12 protein-coding genes and 1 rRNA gene are annotated in these 18,569 nt (G+C 47.1%); 1 reads left to right on the top strand and 12 read right to left on the bottom strand.

The window, feature by feature from the left end; genetic code table 11:
* From BN8899_RS01310 to BN8899_RS01295, 3 genes are all read right to left on the bottom strand, one after another.
* Window positions 1-221: ribosomal RNA gene (locus BN8899_RS01310) — 16S ribosomal RNA — on the bottom strand; the annotation flags it as partial.
* Between the two features lie 728 nt (window positions 222-949).
* A complete protein-coding gene (cdaA, locus tag BN8899_RS01300; RefSeq protein WP_018338847.1) occupies window positions 950-1,738 on the bottom strand; it encodes a diadenylate cyclase CdaA in 789 nt (262 codons plus the stop codon).
* A gap of 90 nt (window positions 1,739-1,828) precedes the next feature.
* A complete protein-coding gene (locus tag BN8899_RS01295; RefSeq protein WP_065217987.1) occupies window positions 1,829-2,695 on the bottom strand; it encodes a DMT family transporter in 867 nt (288 codons plus the stop codon).
* Between the two features lie 87 nt (window positions 2,696-2,782).
* Here BN8899_RS01295 and BN8899_RS01290 point away from each other — a divergent pair, with 87 nt between their 5' ends.
* Window positions 2,783-3,418 (top strand): outer membrane lipoprotein periplasmic chaperone LolA1, encoded by a 636-nt coding sequence (locus BN8899_RS01290; protein ID WP_065217986.1) that lies wholly within the window; start codon window positions 2,783-2,785, stop codon window positions 3,416-3,418.
* A 69-nt stretch (window positions 3,419-3,487) separates the two neighbouring features.
* Here the strand turns inward: BN8899_RS01290 and BN8899_RS01285 are convergent, their stop codons facing one another.
* The 9 genes from BN8899_RS01285 to BN8899_RS01245 form a co-directional block, all read right to left on the bottom strand.
* On the bottom strand, window positions 3,488-6,112 hold the full coding sequence (locus BN8899_RS01285; protein WP_065217985.1) for a zinc-dependent metalloprotease: 2,625 nt from the start codon (window positions 6,110-6,112) through the stop codon (window positions 3,488-3,490).
* Between the two features lie 17 nt (window positions 6,113-6,129).
* Entirely contained in the window at window positions 6,130-8,742 is a 2,613-nt protein-coding gene (locus BN8899_RS01280; RefSeq protein ID WP_065217984.1) for a zinc-dependent metalloprotease, read from the bottom strand.
* A gap of 190 nt (window positions 8,743-8,932) precedes the next feature.
* Entirely contained in the window at window positions 8,933-10,477 is a 1,545-nt protein-coding gene (locus BN8899_RS01275) for a PKD-like family lipoprotein (RefSeq protein WP_018338842.1), read from the bottom strand.
* A 20-nt stretch (window positions 10,478-10,497) separates the two neighbouring features.
* Window positions 10,498-11,178 (bottom strand): DUF4843 domain-containing protein, encoded by a 681-nt coding sequence (locus tag BN8899_RS01270; protein ID WP_026207738.1) that lies wholly within the window; start codon window positions 11,176-11,178, stop codon window positions 10,498-10,500.
* A gap of 13 nt (window positions 11,179-11,191) precedes the next feature.
* Window positions 11,192-12,670: a RagB/SusD family nutrient uptake outer membrane protein gene (locus tag BN8899_RS01265; protein ID WP_065217983.1), complete on the bottom strand. Its 1,479-nt coding sequence runs from the start codon at window positions 12,668-12,670 to the stop codon at window positions 11,192-11,194.
* An 11-nt stretch (window positions 12,671-12,681) separates the two neighbouring features.
* On the bottom strand, window positions 12,682-16,074 hold the full coding sequence (locus BN8899_RS01260; RefSeq protein WP_231932234.1) for a SusC/RagA family TonB-linked outer membrane protein: 3,393 nt from the start codon (window positions 16,072-16,074) through the stop codon (window positions 12,682-12,684).
* A 68-nt stretch (window positions 16,075-16,142) separates the two neighbouring features.
* Window positions 16,143-17,321, bottom strand: coding sequence for a FecR family protein (locus BN8899_RS01255; protein WP_065217981.1), 1,179 nt, complete (start codon window positions 17,319-17,321; stop codon window positions 16,143-16,145).
* Between the two features lie 88 nt (window positions 17,322-17,409).
* A complete protein-coding gene (locus BN8899_RS01250) occupies window positions 17,410-17,988 on the bottom strand; it encodes an RNA polymerase sigma factor (RefSeq protein WP_018338837.1) in 579 nt (192 codons plus the stop codon).
* Window positions 17,989-18,048: 60 nt separating this feature from the next.
* Window positions 18,049-18,528 carry a hypothetical protein gene (locus BN8899_RS01245; RefSeq protein WP_065217980.1) on the bottom strand — a complete coding sequence of 160 codons (480 nt, stop codon included), beginning with the start codon at window positions 18,526-18,528 and terminating at the stop codon, window positions 18,049-18,051.
* Window positions 18,529-18,569: the final 41 nt, after the last annotated feature.

The following is an 18,569-nucleotide window of genomic DNA, read 5'->3' as shown; positions in this document are numbered from 1 at the left end:
GCCATTACTTTTAAAATCTTCTCCATGCGGGGAAGAAGTACCATGGGATCTTAGTCCACGTTTCCGCGGGTTATCTCCCGGCACGAGGTTGGTTGCACACGTGTTACTCACCCGTGCGCCGGTCGCCATCAAGGTATTGCTACCTCATGCTGCCCCTCGACTTGCATGTGTTAAGCCTGTCGCTAGCGTTCATCCTGAGCCAGGATCAAACTCTTCATTGTAATAGTTATTTTCAGAAATTATTCTGGCAGGGTCATGTGTATGAATCACGGCATCACGCCGCTTATCGATTCTCGCTCGCTACGTTGTTCATTCAATATCTTAAAGAACTCTTCTTTTCTGTTTCACAATCACTCCATTTTTGAAGCGAAAGCGGATGCAAAGATAAATCGTTTTTCTTCATACTTCCAAATCTTTTTCAAAGTTTTTTCAAACTTTTTTTGAAAGCCTCCAAATCTCTTGTTCCAGCATCTTTTGTTACTTGCTCTCTCTCGAAAGCGGGTGCAAAGATAACGCGATAAAATTGCCTTCTCCAAATATTTTGACCACTTTTTTGTAACTTTTTTACAACTAACTCAACAACAATATCTTAAAAAAACAACCTTTTTATCATCATGAAGCGAGGGTGAAGTTTTTTCCGTTATTCCTACCTCATGAAGTCATCTTTGAACGAGATTAAAACGAAACATTTTATTAATTCTGACATAGGTTTACTTCGGTTTATAGTAAACTTTTTTCAGGGTAACACGATCCCGGGATAAACACGGGGAAATTCCGGGAAAGAAAGGAATTACACAGGTTTTAAAAACAATACAAAGACGTTTCAAAGACGTTCGTGAACGTCTTTGAAACGTCTTTGTATCGAAGGTGAAATGTCTTTGATCCCTATCTTCATCGAAACTACACCCTGATTACACCGAGAACACCCCGTTATAGATTTTTACGGCAACTATTTATTCACGACAAAACCAGAGAAATCATTGTGCAGGAAACTATTCAATTCCTGTGGAGTGATTCTGACCTTAAAATGCCCATCCTTCACGAAAGTAATATTTCCGGTTTCCTCGCTGACCACCACGATATGGGCATCCGTGGCGGCACTCATCCCGATAGCTGCACGATGACGCAACCCAAGACTTCCCGGTATATTATTATTATCAGACACGGGCAGAATACACCTCGCCGCAAGAATCTTGTTGTCGGCAATGATAACAGCCCCGTCATGCAATGGCGAGTTTTTAAAAAAGATATTCTCAAGCAATTCTTCCGTAACGATAGAGCGGAGCAATACACCCGTCTGGGCATAATTAAACAACTCCGAATTTTGGGACAACACGATCAAAGCCCCCGTCTTTGTCTTCGAAAAATAATCGCAAGCCCGGACGATAGCATCCGCCACCTCGTCTTTTATAGAAGTTTTCGTGAAAAGCCGTTCCAGGTTGAATATGTTTTGCAGATTGTATTTACTACCAATCAAGAGCAGAAAACGCCGCACTTCCTGCTGGAACACGATAAGCAAGGCGATCACTCCCATCCCGATAAATTGTCCCAGGATGTCAGACATCAACTCCATGTTCAATGCCTTGACCAATAACCAAGCCACGTAGAAAGTGAAAATTCCGGCAAATATATTTATAGCGACAGTTCCCTTCACCAACTTGTAAACCTGGTAAAATATAAAGGCAACTAACAAAATATCGGCTATTGCAGAAAAATTCAGCGATATAAACAACAACATATCTACATTCTTAAAAGGTCAAATTCTCCCGCAAATTTAACTAAAATACGAAAGAAACAATCACTCGCGTTCATAAAGTTTGTTCTTGACTTACTTTTTCATCCGACAGACGACAACAAGTACTGCCGCTATCACGATGAATAAACCTATATAGTTCACATAAGTCAATTGCTCCCTAAAATAGACAACCCCCACGGCAATAGCGGTAATCGGCTCCAGCGTGCCGAGCACGGAGCTGGGGACGGAACCGATCAATTTCACTGCCGCAACAAGCAAGCGGGCGGACACGATCGTACTCAATATCGCCAATTGTGTCATATCCAACAGGAAGCGGGGACGCGTGATAAACTCGAGTTTCCCTTGTAGCAAGGCTACGATCACGTAGAAAACAGCCGTGAATAACAGCACGTAGCAGGTCAACACGTCGGGCTTCATCGCTTTCAGTACGGGACGGTTCAACGCGGTGATATAACAACCGTAAGTCACCGTGGACATGAGCACGAAGAATAATCCCCACCATTTCACCTCTCCCGGTGTCCACGATAGCAAGTAAACACCGCAGATGGCGAGCACTATGCCCGCCCGCACTTCCAGGGGAAGGCGTTCTTTGTAAAATATCATCATCAGAATCGCCACAACCACGGGGTAAAAGAAGTGAATTGCCGTCGCCACTCCCGTGGGCATATAGTGGTAAGACCACATCAGGAAGAAAGCCGTCACCCCGTAGCCCCCGACGCCCGCCAGCAGGACTTCTTTCGTTTCCGCCCGGGACAACCGCATATCCACGCGGCGTATCAACAAATATATAGCATAGACGATGCCCGCGATCCCGTATCGATATACCAGTATTGTTTCATTATTTACCCCGTCGATGATCGCCTGGTTGGCGTACAACGGAATCAACCCGAAAGTAGCCGCGGACAACGCCGCGAATATGATTCCTTTTACCTTATCCATCTCCTATTTTCAAAAAAACGACACGAAGGTAGCAATTTTTTCTCTATATTCGCGATACAATTAATTACACACGAAAATATGAATAGTATGAAGCACATATTGACACTTATGGTCCTCGCCCTCACCGGCATATCCGTATCCGCGCAAACGGACGAAAAAGCAAAAACGATTTTGGACAAGACGGTTGAAAATATCAAGTCATATCCTGCCGTGGAGGTGGTCTTCGACCTCTCGATGATTAATAAAGAAGAGAATATCCAGGAAACGCACCACGGGAAAGCGTACATGAAAGACAAAATGTACCGGATTGATGTCATGGACGTGATCAATTACTTCGACGGGGAAGTGATATACACTTATATGCCCGAGCAGGAAGAAGTGAACATCAAAAACCCGGACAATAACGAGGAAGAGATGTTGAATCCTTCCATCCTTTTCGACATCCATAACCAAAAATTCACCCAGAAATTAATCGAGGAGAAAGACGGGAAAGCGTATATCGAACTGACCCCGAAGAAAGAGCATAAACAGATTTCCAAAATTGGGGTTTGGATTAATACAAAGACGAACATGGTGGAGAAAGTAACCTCTTTCGGGAAAGACGGCAACGATGTGATCATCACGATAAAGAGCCTGAAAAAACCGGAGATGGAACTCGATGTGAAATTCTTCCGGTTTGACAAGGAAGCCCACCCGGAAGTTGAGGTGATCGACTTGCGATAAAAATAAAACAATTCCCTCAAACCACTCCCGCACAGGGGTATTTGAGGGAATTGTCATTCATAAAACCCGTTATTGAATTTCTTTCGATTTCTTAATCTTGTACAGCAAATACTCGTAATGCAACCGGGTATCTCCGGAACTGGAAGATACGGTTTCTTTCAACAAAGTTTCTATTTTCAATAACATCCGATAGAACAGATGTCCCTGCGGGTAAGGCTTAGAAGTAAAACCATATTGTGCATAAAAACCTTCCACGGTGGATGGTGATAAATTACTATCGAACGCATTCGGGGGCTCTGGCATGAATTCCTTCTTCCCTTCCAAGAAACGATTCAATCTTTCATAATCTACAGACACCAAAGCACTTGCTCTTGCCGACGGATCAATCACGGAAGCCTCGTCTGCCACCGTTGAAGTTGCGATGACCGCGGCAAGAAACACCATCTGCAAATCACGTTCCACCTTATCCAGCGGACGCTTTTTCAACGTTCCCTCCCACACGATCCGGTACAACTCATCCATGTATTCTTCCGGCTGATAACCTTCTTTTGACTTTTCCGCGCTCAGGGCGACCATACGCGTGCGAGAGAATAACGTGTTTATAATATCCACCCGCACGTCATTCACTTGCGGTGCCCGCATCGGGATCTGCCGTATAAAATCTTTCCTCTCTATCCAGGACAAATCTTTCGCCTGATTCAACAGAAAACGAATCACTTCCCGCTGTTTGGCTTTAGGCACTACGCGATAAGCGGGAAGATTCTCGTCTGCCATCACCTCGTTCACGTAAAATCCCCCGATGTACGCACCCAAATTCTTCAAGCCTTGCCCGGATAAGCTCACCGACAACAAGTTATACAGGTAACTACGCATATCAAGTGTCTTATCATTCTTCGCGAACCACTTGTCAAAATTCGCGTAAGCGATTTTCAAATTCGCGATTTTATATTTCATGGCTTTCACCTGGTCGTCCCCCAGGTCACCCGGAAGTATCCCGGGATCGACACTTGCAATTATAAAGGGATCACGCCCAAAACGGCAATAGGGATTCTCTCGCGACTCCTTTATCCAATGATCCAAGGTCGCACGCTCGTCCCGGGACGTCTTGGCATCCATAATCGGCTGATACAACCATTTTATCAAGAAATAATCATATTCACCTATCCCGTTCTGGGTCAAACACGCACCATCACGCACGTCGTCCGGCTGGGCAACATAATTGCACGGCACATCATCCATGACCGAAGGGCTCAACCCGTATTTCCGGGTAAACGATGCCGAACGTAAAGAATCCACCGGATAAGCTGACGATGCCTTATAATTATTGGCTAACCCCAAGCAAACACCCACTTCCCGTGTAATGTAATTCCGGATCATTCCGCCCATGACATGATCGGGCAGTTCTGTTGCCCGCACCTCGGGATCGGTTGCCATCGTGGCGATAACCCGAAGTCGATAAAAAGTGCTCAACATATTGTGGTGCATATAAATGGAGGCATTCAATATCTCTCCCGTACGTATATCGACATGCATGGAATTTTGCGGACTATACATCCAGGAAGAGGTGGGGGCATACCGGATCACGGAATGATTTATATCCAACGCATCAAAGGCGGGATCTTTCGGAAATTCTTTCGCTTGAACGGCATTCTTAAACCCGATCCGCTCGAAAGCCTTATTCCATTCCTCCACGCCTTCCCGAATATATTTTTTCCATTTTCCGGGTATGAGTGAATCGATATAAAACACGATTGGCTTCTTCGGCGCAACGAGTTCGCCTTTACCGTACTTATCCCGGTTTTCCGGTTCAAGGCGCCAACGCTTGGTCAAGTACAACGGTTGCAATCCTTGCTGCCCGTCTTCAATACTCGCCCTCGGTATAAAGCACACCCCCACGCGGGAATCAGCCAAACGAGGCATCATGGGTTCTTCCGGCAACAGAAGCAACATTTTATCAATCGTGGCTGAAACTTTCAAATCCCGTGATCCCAAAAACATCCCGATGATGATATAATCCACGTCATACCCCAACTGGCAGGTTACCGCGATACTATTGCCGTTTGCCTTGATTCCACGCAACATACCTCTCTCCGGGCGATACTTATGATCCCGGTAAACGAAGCCCCACTTCGAATTTGCCGCATAGGAAGAAAAAGGATTCGTGTGCACGGTATGTTCCATAAAGAACGGGGTCATATCCAAAACGACAGCACTGCTATCCGGGGTGAAAACCTCTATTTTAAGACTATGCGTGATACCCGGCATGGCAGATTGCTCGATCGCTTTCTTTACAGGCTCCCGATCTTGCTGGTTCTCCACCTTCGCGACTTTAATCATCCGGGCATTGATCGTGTTCCCGTTCCGGGTAAACATCACGGTCTGGGGTTCTGCCGCAAACTGTCCGACCACTCCCTCCCCGTTATCGCTGATGTCCGCGATAGACGATGCCAGCAACATCTCCCGGTTCAACAGGCGAAGCGGAAATTCCACGTACACTTTGCCGTTCATTTTGTGAACGACCATCAACCCTTTCACCGTCTCCGCATTTTTATTCTCAAAGAATTTCTGATATTCGGATTTCATTTCTTCTTTCGCTTGCTCCTTTTCTTTCTTCTTCCGTCCTACCGCGTAAACATCACCCATCACGCCGACAAGAATAGGCAACAAGCACAATATATATGCTATTTTTCTCATGCTATACAACTTAAAGTTTATGATTCCAAAGCTTGATCCAATTTATGAATCAACAATTTATAATGGATACGAGTCTCTTCCGACCCCGTGTTTATCTTGCTTTTCAACAAGGCTCGGGCTTTTTTCAATATATCGAAATAAATTGCTTCCATGGAAGTCTGCATGGGTCCCGTCGTGTAAACCGCCCCAAATCCCTGAATCTCTTCCGGCAATAAAGCCTCGCCGGACACTTCCTGATTAGTGAAAATTCCCACGCTATTTACCGGCAGGACGCCATATACCTCCCTGCTTTTCGCTTTTATATACTCGGGAACTTCCAAAGCCAGCCCGTTCACGAGTGCCATAGACTGTCCCCCCATGCCTTTTACGGTAACTTTAGAACCCGTGATCAGGTGGGACAAGTATTTAGTTTGCAAACGCATATCCGTTCCTGTCAAGATTTTCCCCTGGCGTGTCGGGGCAAAGACAAAGTCAAATATCTGATTCATGTACATTCCGGGGGTATAGTGATCCCGGTCAGTCTTCTCCATACACAGGAATAAAGCGCCGACTCTAGACATGATTCCCTGGAATATAGCATTTTCCAGATCGCCCGAAATGTTTTTCATCAAGGGTAAGGTCTTTTGCATTCCCGGTGCATCCAGCCAGTCCATATCTTTCAGTTGTGCCAGCATAAAACGCAGTGCCCGTTCTTGTTTCTCCCGGGAAACCGGCTCGTAAAAAGGCAGGGGATCACCGTCATACCGTTGATTGATGTATATCCCGCCAATATTGTATATAACGTGATTCAGATAACGGAAATACTGGTATATCAACTCGTTGTAAATATTCTGGCGGAAGGTATAATCTTTATCGTCCGCTGCCACCCATTCATTCAAATTTGCCAGGATGTATTTCAGATTCTTTATTCCATACGTTGCCGCTTTCATTGCATCGTCCCCCAAATCTTCCTCGAACGAGCTTGGGTCCAGTCGCCCGCCGAATTGCTGCATCCCGTAACGATAAGCCGGATCACCCGCTTTCTCGCTGATCCAACGATCCAGCGTGGGCACTTCTTCCTCCGAAGACCTAGCATCCGGAAGCGGCGTGTATAACCATTTTATCGTGTAATAATCATACACCCCGAGGCGAGGCGGAGTCAGACGTACTCCCCGTTCCTTGTCGCCGGGCTGAGCCACGTAATTGTTACGGGCATAATCCATGATGGAATAAGTCGTCCCGTACTTTTGCGTGAAAGAAGGGGAACGCAGCGAATCGACCGGGATAGCCGCCGATGCCGACATATTGTGCATAAAACTCAGACAATGCCCGACCTCGTGCGAAACAACGTAACGAATACAATCGTGCAATGTTTCCGGGTCAAGCACTTTACGCCGGACGTCCGGGTCTACCGCTGCCGTATGGATAAAACGCCAATCCTGCACCAATTTCACCAGATTATGGTACAAGTACACGGAAGCATTGATAATCTCCCCAGTTCTGGGGTCTGTCCACGAGGGTCCCATCGCGTTCGCTATCCACGAGGGGGAATAACGGATGCAGGAATATTTCAAATTATCGGGATCGAATTCCGGATCATCTTTCGGGAAATCTCTTGCCACGATGGCATTTTTCAAGCCGATCTTCTCGAAAGCATCCTGCCACACTTCCACCCCTTCTTTTATCGCCTGTTTCCAGTTCTCGGGGAAAGCGTCGTCCACGTAAAAGACGATCGGCTCTTTCACGTCCACGAGCTTCCCTTGCCGGTAAGCCGCCTCATCCACCGGTTCCAAACGCCACCTCTGCGCGTAATAGCGTCCCTCCATTCCCCTGTTCCGGGTATCGAACTCCATTTTTCCCTGGTAAAAAATCGAAATCCGGGGATCAGCCAAACGGGGACGCATCTTTTCCTCCGGCAACAGGATAAAACTGCGAGTCATAACTACCGTGAAAGGCATCTGGTAATAATAGAACCGCGTCTGGTCCCTTACCGACACCGTATAAGTCAATGCTGATTGCACGCTGATATTATCGTCAAAAGCCTTCACGCTTTCGATCTGTGAGTTATTCTTTTGAAATACTTTTTGCAACTGACGGGGATAAATTGTCGCGGGAGCCCAGTAGGTAAAAGGGTTCAACCGTTCCTCGTCACTAAGCAGAAAATCCGTCATATCAACCACCACGGCACTACTATCCGCCGAGTACGCCTTTACCGGGAATACCTGCATGATAGCCGGGCGATGGCTTTCTTCCAACCGCTTGGCGATATTGGCATCCGGTGTATAATGACCTGATGACAACTCACACAAACTAACGACAGAATCCGTTTTCATGAAGGTCACGTGCAACGGCATTTTAGGCTTCTCCCCCACGCTGCCGAAATTATTATCGGTTATAGCGGTTATCGTGGAACCGATCAACATCTCTTTTCCCAACAACGATAAGGGAATTTCAAAATAAATCTTCCCTTCCATTTTGTGCAAGGTAATCATCCCCTTCTTCGTTTCACATGCCTTACCTTTAAACAGCTTCTCGTAAGCCGTTTCTTTTTTAACTTCTTTACTTTCGGATGTTGTTTTCTTCTTTCTTGCCGTCATGGTCAAGGGAATAAGCAGCATCATAATCACACAGAAAAATAATTTTCTTCTCATACACTTTGTTTTAGTTCTATACAATACAAGACAATTGAAGATTGAAAATGGAAAATGAAAACACACGCCATTCTAAATACAATAAAGAAAGATTCTTCGTTGCACCCAAAAGGACTGAAAAAATGAAGCGTTTAAAGTAAAACGCACGAAAAGCTCATTCTCAATTTTCCATTTTCAATTTTCCATTATTTTACATATCCCAACTGCTAGCACCGTAACGGTAGATCACGTCCACGATGCGGTCGCCGAATCCGGTAATGCTTTTAATCAATTTCGGTTGTCCGGATATGAACGTGGCGTCCGTCACATCATACAACAGGAATTCCCCGTCTTCCATCCCCAGCCCCATTTGCTGGTTATTCTTTATCGGGTGGAGGGCTGCTATCGAACGACCGTTGAAATCCGCGTACACTTTTATCACCCCGGTACTGCGGTCGTGGTAATAGAGTTTATCATTATCGGCACCTCCCGTGAAAAACAAATAACGTCCCGCGGAACTTTTCAACAACCAGAACTTGCTTTTCTCCGTGATATATTGCCCTCCCGAGAAATCGAAAACGCCGTCACTGGAACTGATCGTCACTTTTCCCCTATCCTTCGCGTAAGTCGGGGAAGGCACCGTGAAAGTCTGGTAAACATAGTCGCCCGCGTCATTCTTTAGCAACAACATATGCTGACAACTCCCCTGGTACTGGTTGCTGAACGATGAACCGTACACCAGTTTCATGTCGCCCATGTCGTGCAACGGCACGAAACCCTTCGGGTAATCCGATTCACTCCATAGCACGTGATAATCTTCCGTGTTGTTGTAATAATTACAGTGCAAGTGAATCATCCTACCGTTCAGTTCGTCATATAACAATATATGTTTGGCATATTGCCATGCCGATTCGATAATCGCCGCGATCTTATAGTCGGGCTTGCCGGGCAGGACAACCGGATCACTATTATAAGCCGCCGAGTGGAATCCCGTTTTATTGGGATCACGGAAGAAACGGGTGTAAATCTTCCCGTCGCCGTTCAACAGCACGTTCGTGTACTGCGGGTAAGACACCGTCTTCACCTCAAGGTTGGCAGGAGCTTTACCATCAAGGAACTCGTCCCGGGTCAACATCGCTTTCTTCATACTATTCCCGTCGATTTCTACCGTTCCCTGTCCCCCGCGCTGAATAACTAAAATCTCACCGGGAGAACCTCCGAAATAAAAATGCTCGATCATCTTCACTGGTAACTCGCCGAGATCTTCACCGTTCATTTCCTTGTACAACTCGTAGTAAGTGGTAAATTCCGTGCTGGCATTCACTGGTTCCGTGTGATTGATATGCGCGATACATGATTTGCCGTTCTTCTCGTACAACACGGCAAACCCTGACCGGAACCGCGAATTAACAGTCATCGTGGTGATCTGCGTATACGTTTCACCGCTGCGATCGTCCGTCACGACGAGTTGCAACTTGCGTCCCCCGATCTTCTCCGCTTTTATTTTCAATACTCTTTCTTTGGACACCGTTTCCTTATCCACCTTCCATTCAAAAGAGTAATCCAGTGTATCGGCACCCTCCTCGTAACGGATGGTCGGGGAAAACGTCGCCTCGTCGTTCAAGTACACGGTCTGAGCTTGAATAGAGATCATGATTTTACGGGATTCTTTATAATCGTAATTCCCCTTATCGTCAAGGCAGGAAGACAATCCTGCCATCGTCAACAGAACTATAAAAATATATATCTTTTTCATTACATCGCGATTTTAAATTACTATCCCATCACGGTGACGGTCATATTCAACTGGTTTTCGTCTTTGACGGGAGTTCCCGCCGTTTCCATTTCCCGCAAATGGTACAACAATTTACGGGCTTGTGACAACCGCTGGTCGGGCGTAAGATCCGTCCAATCACCCACGCCGGTCACCTCGATCAGCTTCTCGAATTTCGTCCGGGAATACGTGCCGAGGAAAGATTCCACCACCGCCTGATCCCACCATTTCGGGCGGGACACCTCGTTGGAGAAACGAATCACTTTACGCGTGTAGATCGTCTGTCCTGGAAGCAATTTGCTTCCGCCCTTGATTTCCACCACCAGACGCAGGTTCTGTTCACCGGGATGATAAATAACCAACTTTTTCTCGTCGTACACGCTGTTTTTGATGAACATCGGGTTCTCCGGCAAAGTATAATATTCCGGGGCGGCGGTAGTCGCCTCTTTCACGACCTCGATCTTGAAATCGGAATCCTCCGGCAGCAATTGTCCTAACAATTTTAGCTCCAAAGGAATCTCCATGCTCAATTGCCCCGGGTAGAAAAAGAAAGATATCTCTACCGAATCGGGATAAGCCGACACGAATTGCACGTAGTTTTCCGCTTCATAAGTCGGGATATCCTCCCGGTCACAAGCTGTGAAAAAGAAAAGTATGCTCAAGTATAATATAATATTTTTCATATTCCTCATGGTTTTAATGTATATCTTCATTCTCCGGCAACGGGAGCACAAATTTTCCTCCCATCACGATCACTTGTGAACCGTTCAATATCGGGCTGTTCATCCGCTTGAACATAAAGAAGGTTTGTCCCTCCGTCAAATATTCCTTCATTCCCTCCCACATCAGATCCGTCCGTATCCTTGCCTTGAAAGCTTCGTTGTTCTCTGCGTCCACGTCCGCGGCAATCTGCCGCTTAGCTCCCCGCTTGCCCCTCACGTAGTTCAACATGGAAATAGCATTTACTTTATCGTTATTTTCCAAGTATGCTTCACTTAAAATGTAACACATCTCGCTCAACCGTATCACCGGAATCAAAGGATACTGCTTGGCATAATCGGCAATCACGCCCACGTCGAGCCACTTCTGGGAGATTTGTCCCCCGTCACCACTGACGATCAACCCCTTGCGGTAATCGTCGCCATCCTGCCGGTCGCCGTACATGGCGTCCACACCTTTCAACAACATCTTGGGTCCGGTGCCCAAACGGAACTTTGCCACCTTATCGATCAATTCCGGATCGTGGAACGCGAAAAGAATGTCATCCCAAGACTTCGTGTACGTGTACGGGGCGAAGAAATACCAGCTGTCCGTGAACGCGACAAAACTCTTTTGCGTGGCAAAACGGTAGACAATAGAGGCTTCCCGGATGGCATCCGTCGTTTTTCCGCCATACATATAAAGGCGGGCCAGCATTCCCGTCACCGCGAGGTAATTCATGCGGCATCCCCGGTACCCGAAGAAACGGTCTACAATACTGGCGGAGGTGGAAAGACCGAACCGGATCGTTCCCGTCATAGCAAACGCGTTCTTCAACGTGTCGAGTTCCGCCACCAGATGTTGAGCCTGTTTCAGATCCGCTTCCGCCAACGCCAATATCTCGCTGGTCTTTTTCTTCTCCTCGTACTTCGAGGGATATATCTTGAAATAAGGAATATACGCCCCGTCATTCCCCGTCGAAGGCGCGGGAGCGAACAAACGCAACATATCGAAATGCAGGAATCCACGCAACGCCAGCGCCTCCCCGAGTATCATATTCTTCTCTATCCTCCCGTTGGGGAAAAAGGTAGAATCTTTCGGCTCAATCTCCGCGATCAGCTTATTACAATTCGCTATCGCGTTATAACTTTTTGACCAGATCGTAGAAATCACCGACTTGTTCTTTTCCATTCCGTAGTTATAAGTTTCCAACCCGGGGTACGATTTTTGCAAATCCGTGTCATCATACGTCTGAGCTAAAGCACTCACGAATCCCCACGTCATCTCCCGCCCGTACAAGTCCTGCTGGGACAACATCTCGTATATCCCGTTCAACGCGTTGCGGAATCCCACGTAATCTTTGAAAACCTTATCGTCATTCGCCTGGTTCTCCGGTTCGATATCCAACCATTTGTTACAGCCCGACAAACACGCCGCCAGCACGAATGTCCACAATATATAACTTATTTTTTTCATAATCACCTGTTTTAGAAACTTGCATTTAAGGTAAAGTTAAACGTCCTCGCGTAGGGATAACTCAATCCCCGCTCCTGTTTCACGCTCGAAAAGTTGGCAATATCCTTCATATTGAATGACAAACGCAGCATACTAAGCCCGATTTTGCTAACCAGCGACGTGTTGAAATCATATTGTACTGTCAGTGAATTAAAGTTCAACACGTTATAATTCTGCACGAAACGGGAAGTCGGACGGGTCGTCAACGAACGATCCTGTATCGCCTTCAAGCGGGTCACGTCGCCCGGTTTCTGCCACCGCTCCGTCAACACGCGCTTATCGGCATTCATGTTGTAAACATCCACGTTTTCCACTTTCTCCACTAACGTGGAGTTGTATGCCTGCCCCCCGAACTCATAAAGGAAAGAGGTAAACAACGCGAACGACTTATACTGCACGTTCAGCCCGAAAGCACCCTGCGCGTCTGCCTCCATGTCGCCGAGAATCACTTGTTCCCGCGACTCCCATTCCGAAGTCACCGTACCGTCCCGTTTCAAGTAAAGTTCCTGCCCGTCACTCGGGTTGATACCGAAAGACTTCATCCCGAAGATGGACGTTAGCGAGCCCCCTTCCACGTATTTCATAAACGGCTTGCTGTATTGCGGGTCTTGTTGGGAGAATACACTCTCGTTATACCCTTCATATTTCTCGTCAACCCGGTCGTTATAAGCCTTCAACGACTCGGAAATCTTCAGGATCTTGTTTTTATTGTGTGCCAGATTGCCGAATACCGAAACGTACATGTCATTACTCTTGTACAAAACCGCCTTCACGTCGAGTTCAAATCCCCGGTTCCTCACCTCGCCCAAGTTATCCTTGTACACGGTGAAGCCGGTAGAAGCCGGTAAAGTGACATCGGTAATCAGGTCTACCGTTTTCTTGTCATACCACGCCGCTTTCAACAAAATAGCATCCTGCATAAAACCCAAATCCAACTTCACCTCGTTCGAGATCGTCTTCTCCCATTTCAACTTGTCGTTCCCCATGTAATAAAGATAAATCCCGTTTCCCGTGATATAATAGTTATCAGACACCCCGTAAGTATGTTTGGCTGCATACGGGGGAAAGTTCGTTTTTCCCAATTGCCCGTGAGTTGCCGTCAGGCGTAGTTGGCTCACGATCTCCTGAGTTTTCATGAATTCGTAATTATGGATATTCATACCCACCCCGATAGAATAGAAAGGTGCGTATTTCTTGTCCGTACCGAACTCGGAAGAACCGTCCAGGCGAAAAGAAGCATCGAGAAGATAGACATTATTATAAGTATAATTCAACGTGGCAAACGAACCGAACAAACGCGTATGATTGTCCGACACGCCAGGCTTCGACACGATCTGTTCCGCGTAACTCGGCGTATTCAGCGTACCCGAGGGAAAACCCAAGTAAGAAGCGGTAAAATAACTACGTTTGTTTTCCACGGTATTCAATCCCAAAGTCAGATTCATGCTATGCTTATCGATCGTCTTCACGTAAGTAAACAACAAGTTCAAGTTCATCGACAACTCCTTCGTCGTTGACTCGGTCAACGATCCCCGCAACGTTTCGCTCTCGTCACCGAATTTAGCCGACAACGGGTCGACAAACGTCTTCGTCCAGTAATCCCGTTTAGTCACGGAAAACTGCCCTTTCACCTGCAAACCACTAGCCCCATACCAATTCAGGCTCAAGTTATTCATCAACTCGTCATACCCGTTCTTGTCGAAACTCTTCAATAATTCCGCCTCGTACAACGGGTTGTCGTAATTCGTCGCCGCAGAATGCCAGAATTTTGTTGCTTTCAACCAGTTGCCCTCCTCGTCCTTCATCGGGTCATACGGCAATTTCTTCGTGTAATCGCTGAACACCCCGTAAGGAGAATTCTTCGCCTTCACCACGTCATACGTGATATAATTCCGAATCTGGAAATCGCCGATCCGGTAATCCAGCGAAAGCCCCGCCCCCTTCCGGTTTCTCACGGACCCCTTCATGACACCGTTCTGGTTATCATACTTCAGGTCGACACCGAAACGAATATTCTCGCTTCCCCCCACCACGTAAAGGCTGTGTTTGTGATTGACCTCGTTTCGCAACGGTTGCGAAATCCAATCGGTATTCACGCCTTTCAGCACGTTATTCAACTTGGAGAGATACTCGCTTTGTAACGTGTAATACTTATCGATATCGTCGCTCTCGAACAACCCCGCCAAGCGCTCGGCTTCCAGTTTTTCCGAGGCATTCATCAGGTTATAGTCCGACAAATCAGGCACGGTCAACGCCCCGTTGAAACTATAATCCACTTGTAATCGTCCGGCTTTCGGGGCTACGGTCTCGATCACGACCACCCCGTTTGCCCCCCGCGAACCGTACATTGCCGTGGCTGCCGCATCTTTCAATATCGTGATGCTCTCGATGCGGTTCGGGTCGAGGTCATACACTTTCTCCATTGTCACCTCGAAACCATCCATAATAAAGACAGGCGCATTCGGGTTATTCGACAAGGCGGACTTCGACAAATCCCCCTTGTCCAACTCCATCACGCCGATACCGGAACGACCGCGGATATAAAACTCCGGCAGCGTGTTCGGGTCCGATCCCATCTCGTTGTTACGCATGATACGCAAAGAAGGATCGAACACCTGCAAGACATCCACGACATTGCTGGAAGAAACCTTCAAGATATCTTCTTTATTCACTTTCACGGAATTACCGGTAAAACTGGATTTCTTCACCGTGGCATACCCCGTCACCACAACATCCTCCAAGTTCACCTTTTCCTCTTCCAACACCACGTTCACCTCCCGCGGGTCGGTCACCTTCACTTCCTTGCTCTGCATCCCGATAAAAGAATACACCAGCACAAGGTCTTTACGTTCGGGCAACGTGATCTTGTATTTACCCAGCGTATCCGTCACCACCCCGATAGACGTCCCCTTCACCAGCACGGTAACCCCGATCAACCGCTCTCCCCGTTTATCCTTCACGGTTCCGGTGATCGTGATTTTCTTCTGCTCCTCGGTTTTCTGCGGGGCTTTCATTAAAATCACGAACTCCTTGTTGATCTCGAAAATCAAGCCCTTGCCGGTCAAAACCTTCTCCAACAACTCGGTCAATTCTATTCCCCCGAAATTCGCCTCGACCTTGGCGTTCTTATCCAGCACATCGCTGTTATACATCACGATGCAACCGGTTTGCTTACGAATCTCCTGAAACAACTCGTCAAAAGTCGTTTCTCCCATTTTCACGTTCAGGCGGTATTGCGCATTGCTGCTAGCATATCCTCCTAACATGAAGCAAAACAGAAATACAATAACTAATCGCATAACCAAGAATAATTTCCAGCGTTCGTTTTTCCACAAAACGAACCCCATTAATGGATTTTTTTTCATACATTTGTATTTTAAGTTACCAAACTTGATTCAGACCGAAAGGTGGTACGAACACCTGACGGTCTTTTTTATTTCTCATAAATTCGAATCGTTCGCCCGTCTACCTTAAAGTACACGTTTGAAGTCTTCTCTATAAAATGAAGCGTGAATTCCAGTGTGTTATTTCTCTTTACAGCTCCCGTGAACCGCTTGCCCCGTGCATTGTCATTCTCGAAAACGAAATCCACGTCATACCAGCGGCTCAACTTCACGACCAACTCTTCCAGCGTCATTTCCCCAAAATCGAACAACCCGTTCCGCCACGAGGTATATGCCGCCACATTTACTTCCTTCCGGGTGATCCGGTGCGTTTCCTGCTCGACCACCGCCTGCCACCCGGGCACCAGCGAGCATTTATTCCCCGCATTCCCGACCTCGACTTTTCCGGTCACGAGAGTAACCTCCACCCGTTCTTCCCCCTCGTAAGCCATCACGTTAAAAGACGTTCCCAACACTCGGGTTGCCACACCCGAAGCGTGCACGATAAAAGGACACGAAGCATCCTTTGCCACCTCGAAATAAGCCTCGCCTTTCACGTAAACCTCCCGCGTATCTTTTCCGAAAACAACCGGATACCTCATTTCCGTTTCGGCATTCAACCACACCCGCGTACCGTCGGCAAGGGTCATGATGTATTCCCCGCCACGAGGAACAACCAATTTATTATATCCCACGGGCTGGCGCTTCAGCACTTCTTTCAAACTATCCGAAACCTCATATTTCAACCCGGCGGCAAGGTCTTCTTTCACCATCGCCCCTTCCACCTGCATCCGAAAAGAAGTATCCGCCGTCAACGGGATCATTCGCCCGTCATCCAGAACCAAGGTTGCCTTGGAACTGCCGGATAACACCTCCGCTAAATTCAAGGAAGGCAATTTCGACACTGGCGTTTCCCTTCCCCACGGGAAAACCATCACGCCAATAATCACGCAAGCCGCCGCGATTCCACCCCAAACGTAACGTACCATCCGCCGCTTTCCCGATCTTGACAGACGTCCCAGCAAGCGGCTTTTCTCTGTTTGTACATCAATTTTATCCCAACGCTCCGCGTACCCCAACCGGTAATAAAGCCGGGACAGACGCTCGTATTCCCGTCGGTTTTCCTCGTTCTCCTCCATCCATTCCCGCACTCGATTCACCTGCTCTCCCGTGGCGTTTCCGCCCCAGCAAGCCAGAATATCCCGGAATATATCATCATCTATTTTCATGCTTTCTCTTGTTTGTTTTATTAGTTAAACAAGATTTTTTCTTTCGCGGGTGAATAAAAAGATAATTTTTTTTCTGGAACCTACTAAACTAACGAGAAAGAATCTTACTAAAACGAGAGATAAATAAAAATATCATTCCCCGTTGTTCCTTTAGCAGCACGCGCAATTCTTTTAACCCGATTTTTAATAATGTTTTCACGGTATTGAGCGACACACCCAATTCCTCCGCCGCTTCTTTATACATACGCCCTCTCAACATGACACATTCCACCACGCCGCGAGTCTTCTCCGGAAGAGAATCCAACGCTTTCCGCACCATATGAACCACCTCGGGATCAAGTTCCTGTGCTTCCTCTTGGGCTATCTGGTAATGAGGCAAGGCAAGCAGCTCGGTCTTTATGCCTCGCCGCAACAACTGGTTTGTACAACTATTCTTTACCATCGTGAAAAGAAAGGTGCTCAACGCCCGCTCGTGAATCCGTTCGTAAAGAGCCTCTTCCCACAACTTAACCAACTGCTCCTGAACCACATCCTCCGCCGCAGACAAATCATGCAACATCCCGTCAGCAAACAATACTAACGGTTTATAATAGCGTTCAAACAAAACATTCATACCCTCTCGTTTTCCCGCCTTTAACAATTCGATAATTTGTCCGTCATTTACCATGCATATCCATTCCGGTAATAACGCAAATATATCATTTAATTTTTATTTTACAAATAAAGGTTATTCCTCTCGAAGAGAAATACCGACCTTTTTCGCCTTATAAGTTACCTTCGTTTCCATGGCATCCATGATCGTGGCCTTTACCGTGGAATCGAGCTGACCGTCGGTAATCGTCCCCGTGGCGGTCACGCGCATCGGCATATTGTTATAATTATAAGTAAAGGTAATATTCAACCGGTACACCGTCTTGCCGTCCTTCACTTCCGGCTTTACCGACACCCTGCCGGAACGGTAGCTGAACTTTTGCCCCGTGGGAAGCTCGAAATCGGTCACCACCACCTCCACGCTATCCCGGTGCGTCCGTTTCAATTCCAGTTTCAAGGGCATTTCCCGCTGCATGATCTCGATATAAGCCTTCCCGTTGTACGTTCCGGCAACGGCAGCCCCGTGGTCTTTCTTGTCTTTCGCCTCCACCCGGGTCACCCCGGCAATTCCGGCAGTAACGAGCAAAACGAGAAGCAATTGTCCTATAATTTTCATATACTTGATGGTTTTTCGTCTAAAAGTTTCTATTTTTAGCC

The sequence above is a fragment of the Butyricimonas sp. Marseille-P2440 genome (assembly GCF_900091675.1).
In the GTDB taxonomy this organism is placed as follows: domain Bacteria; phylum Bacteroidota; class Bacteroidia; order Bacteroidales; family Marinifilaceae; genus Butyricimonas; species Butyricimonas synergistica.
The sequence above is the reverse complement of the archived record's forward strand: the minus strand, read 5'-3'. Positions and strand labels throughout refer to the sequence as shown.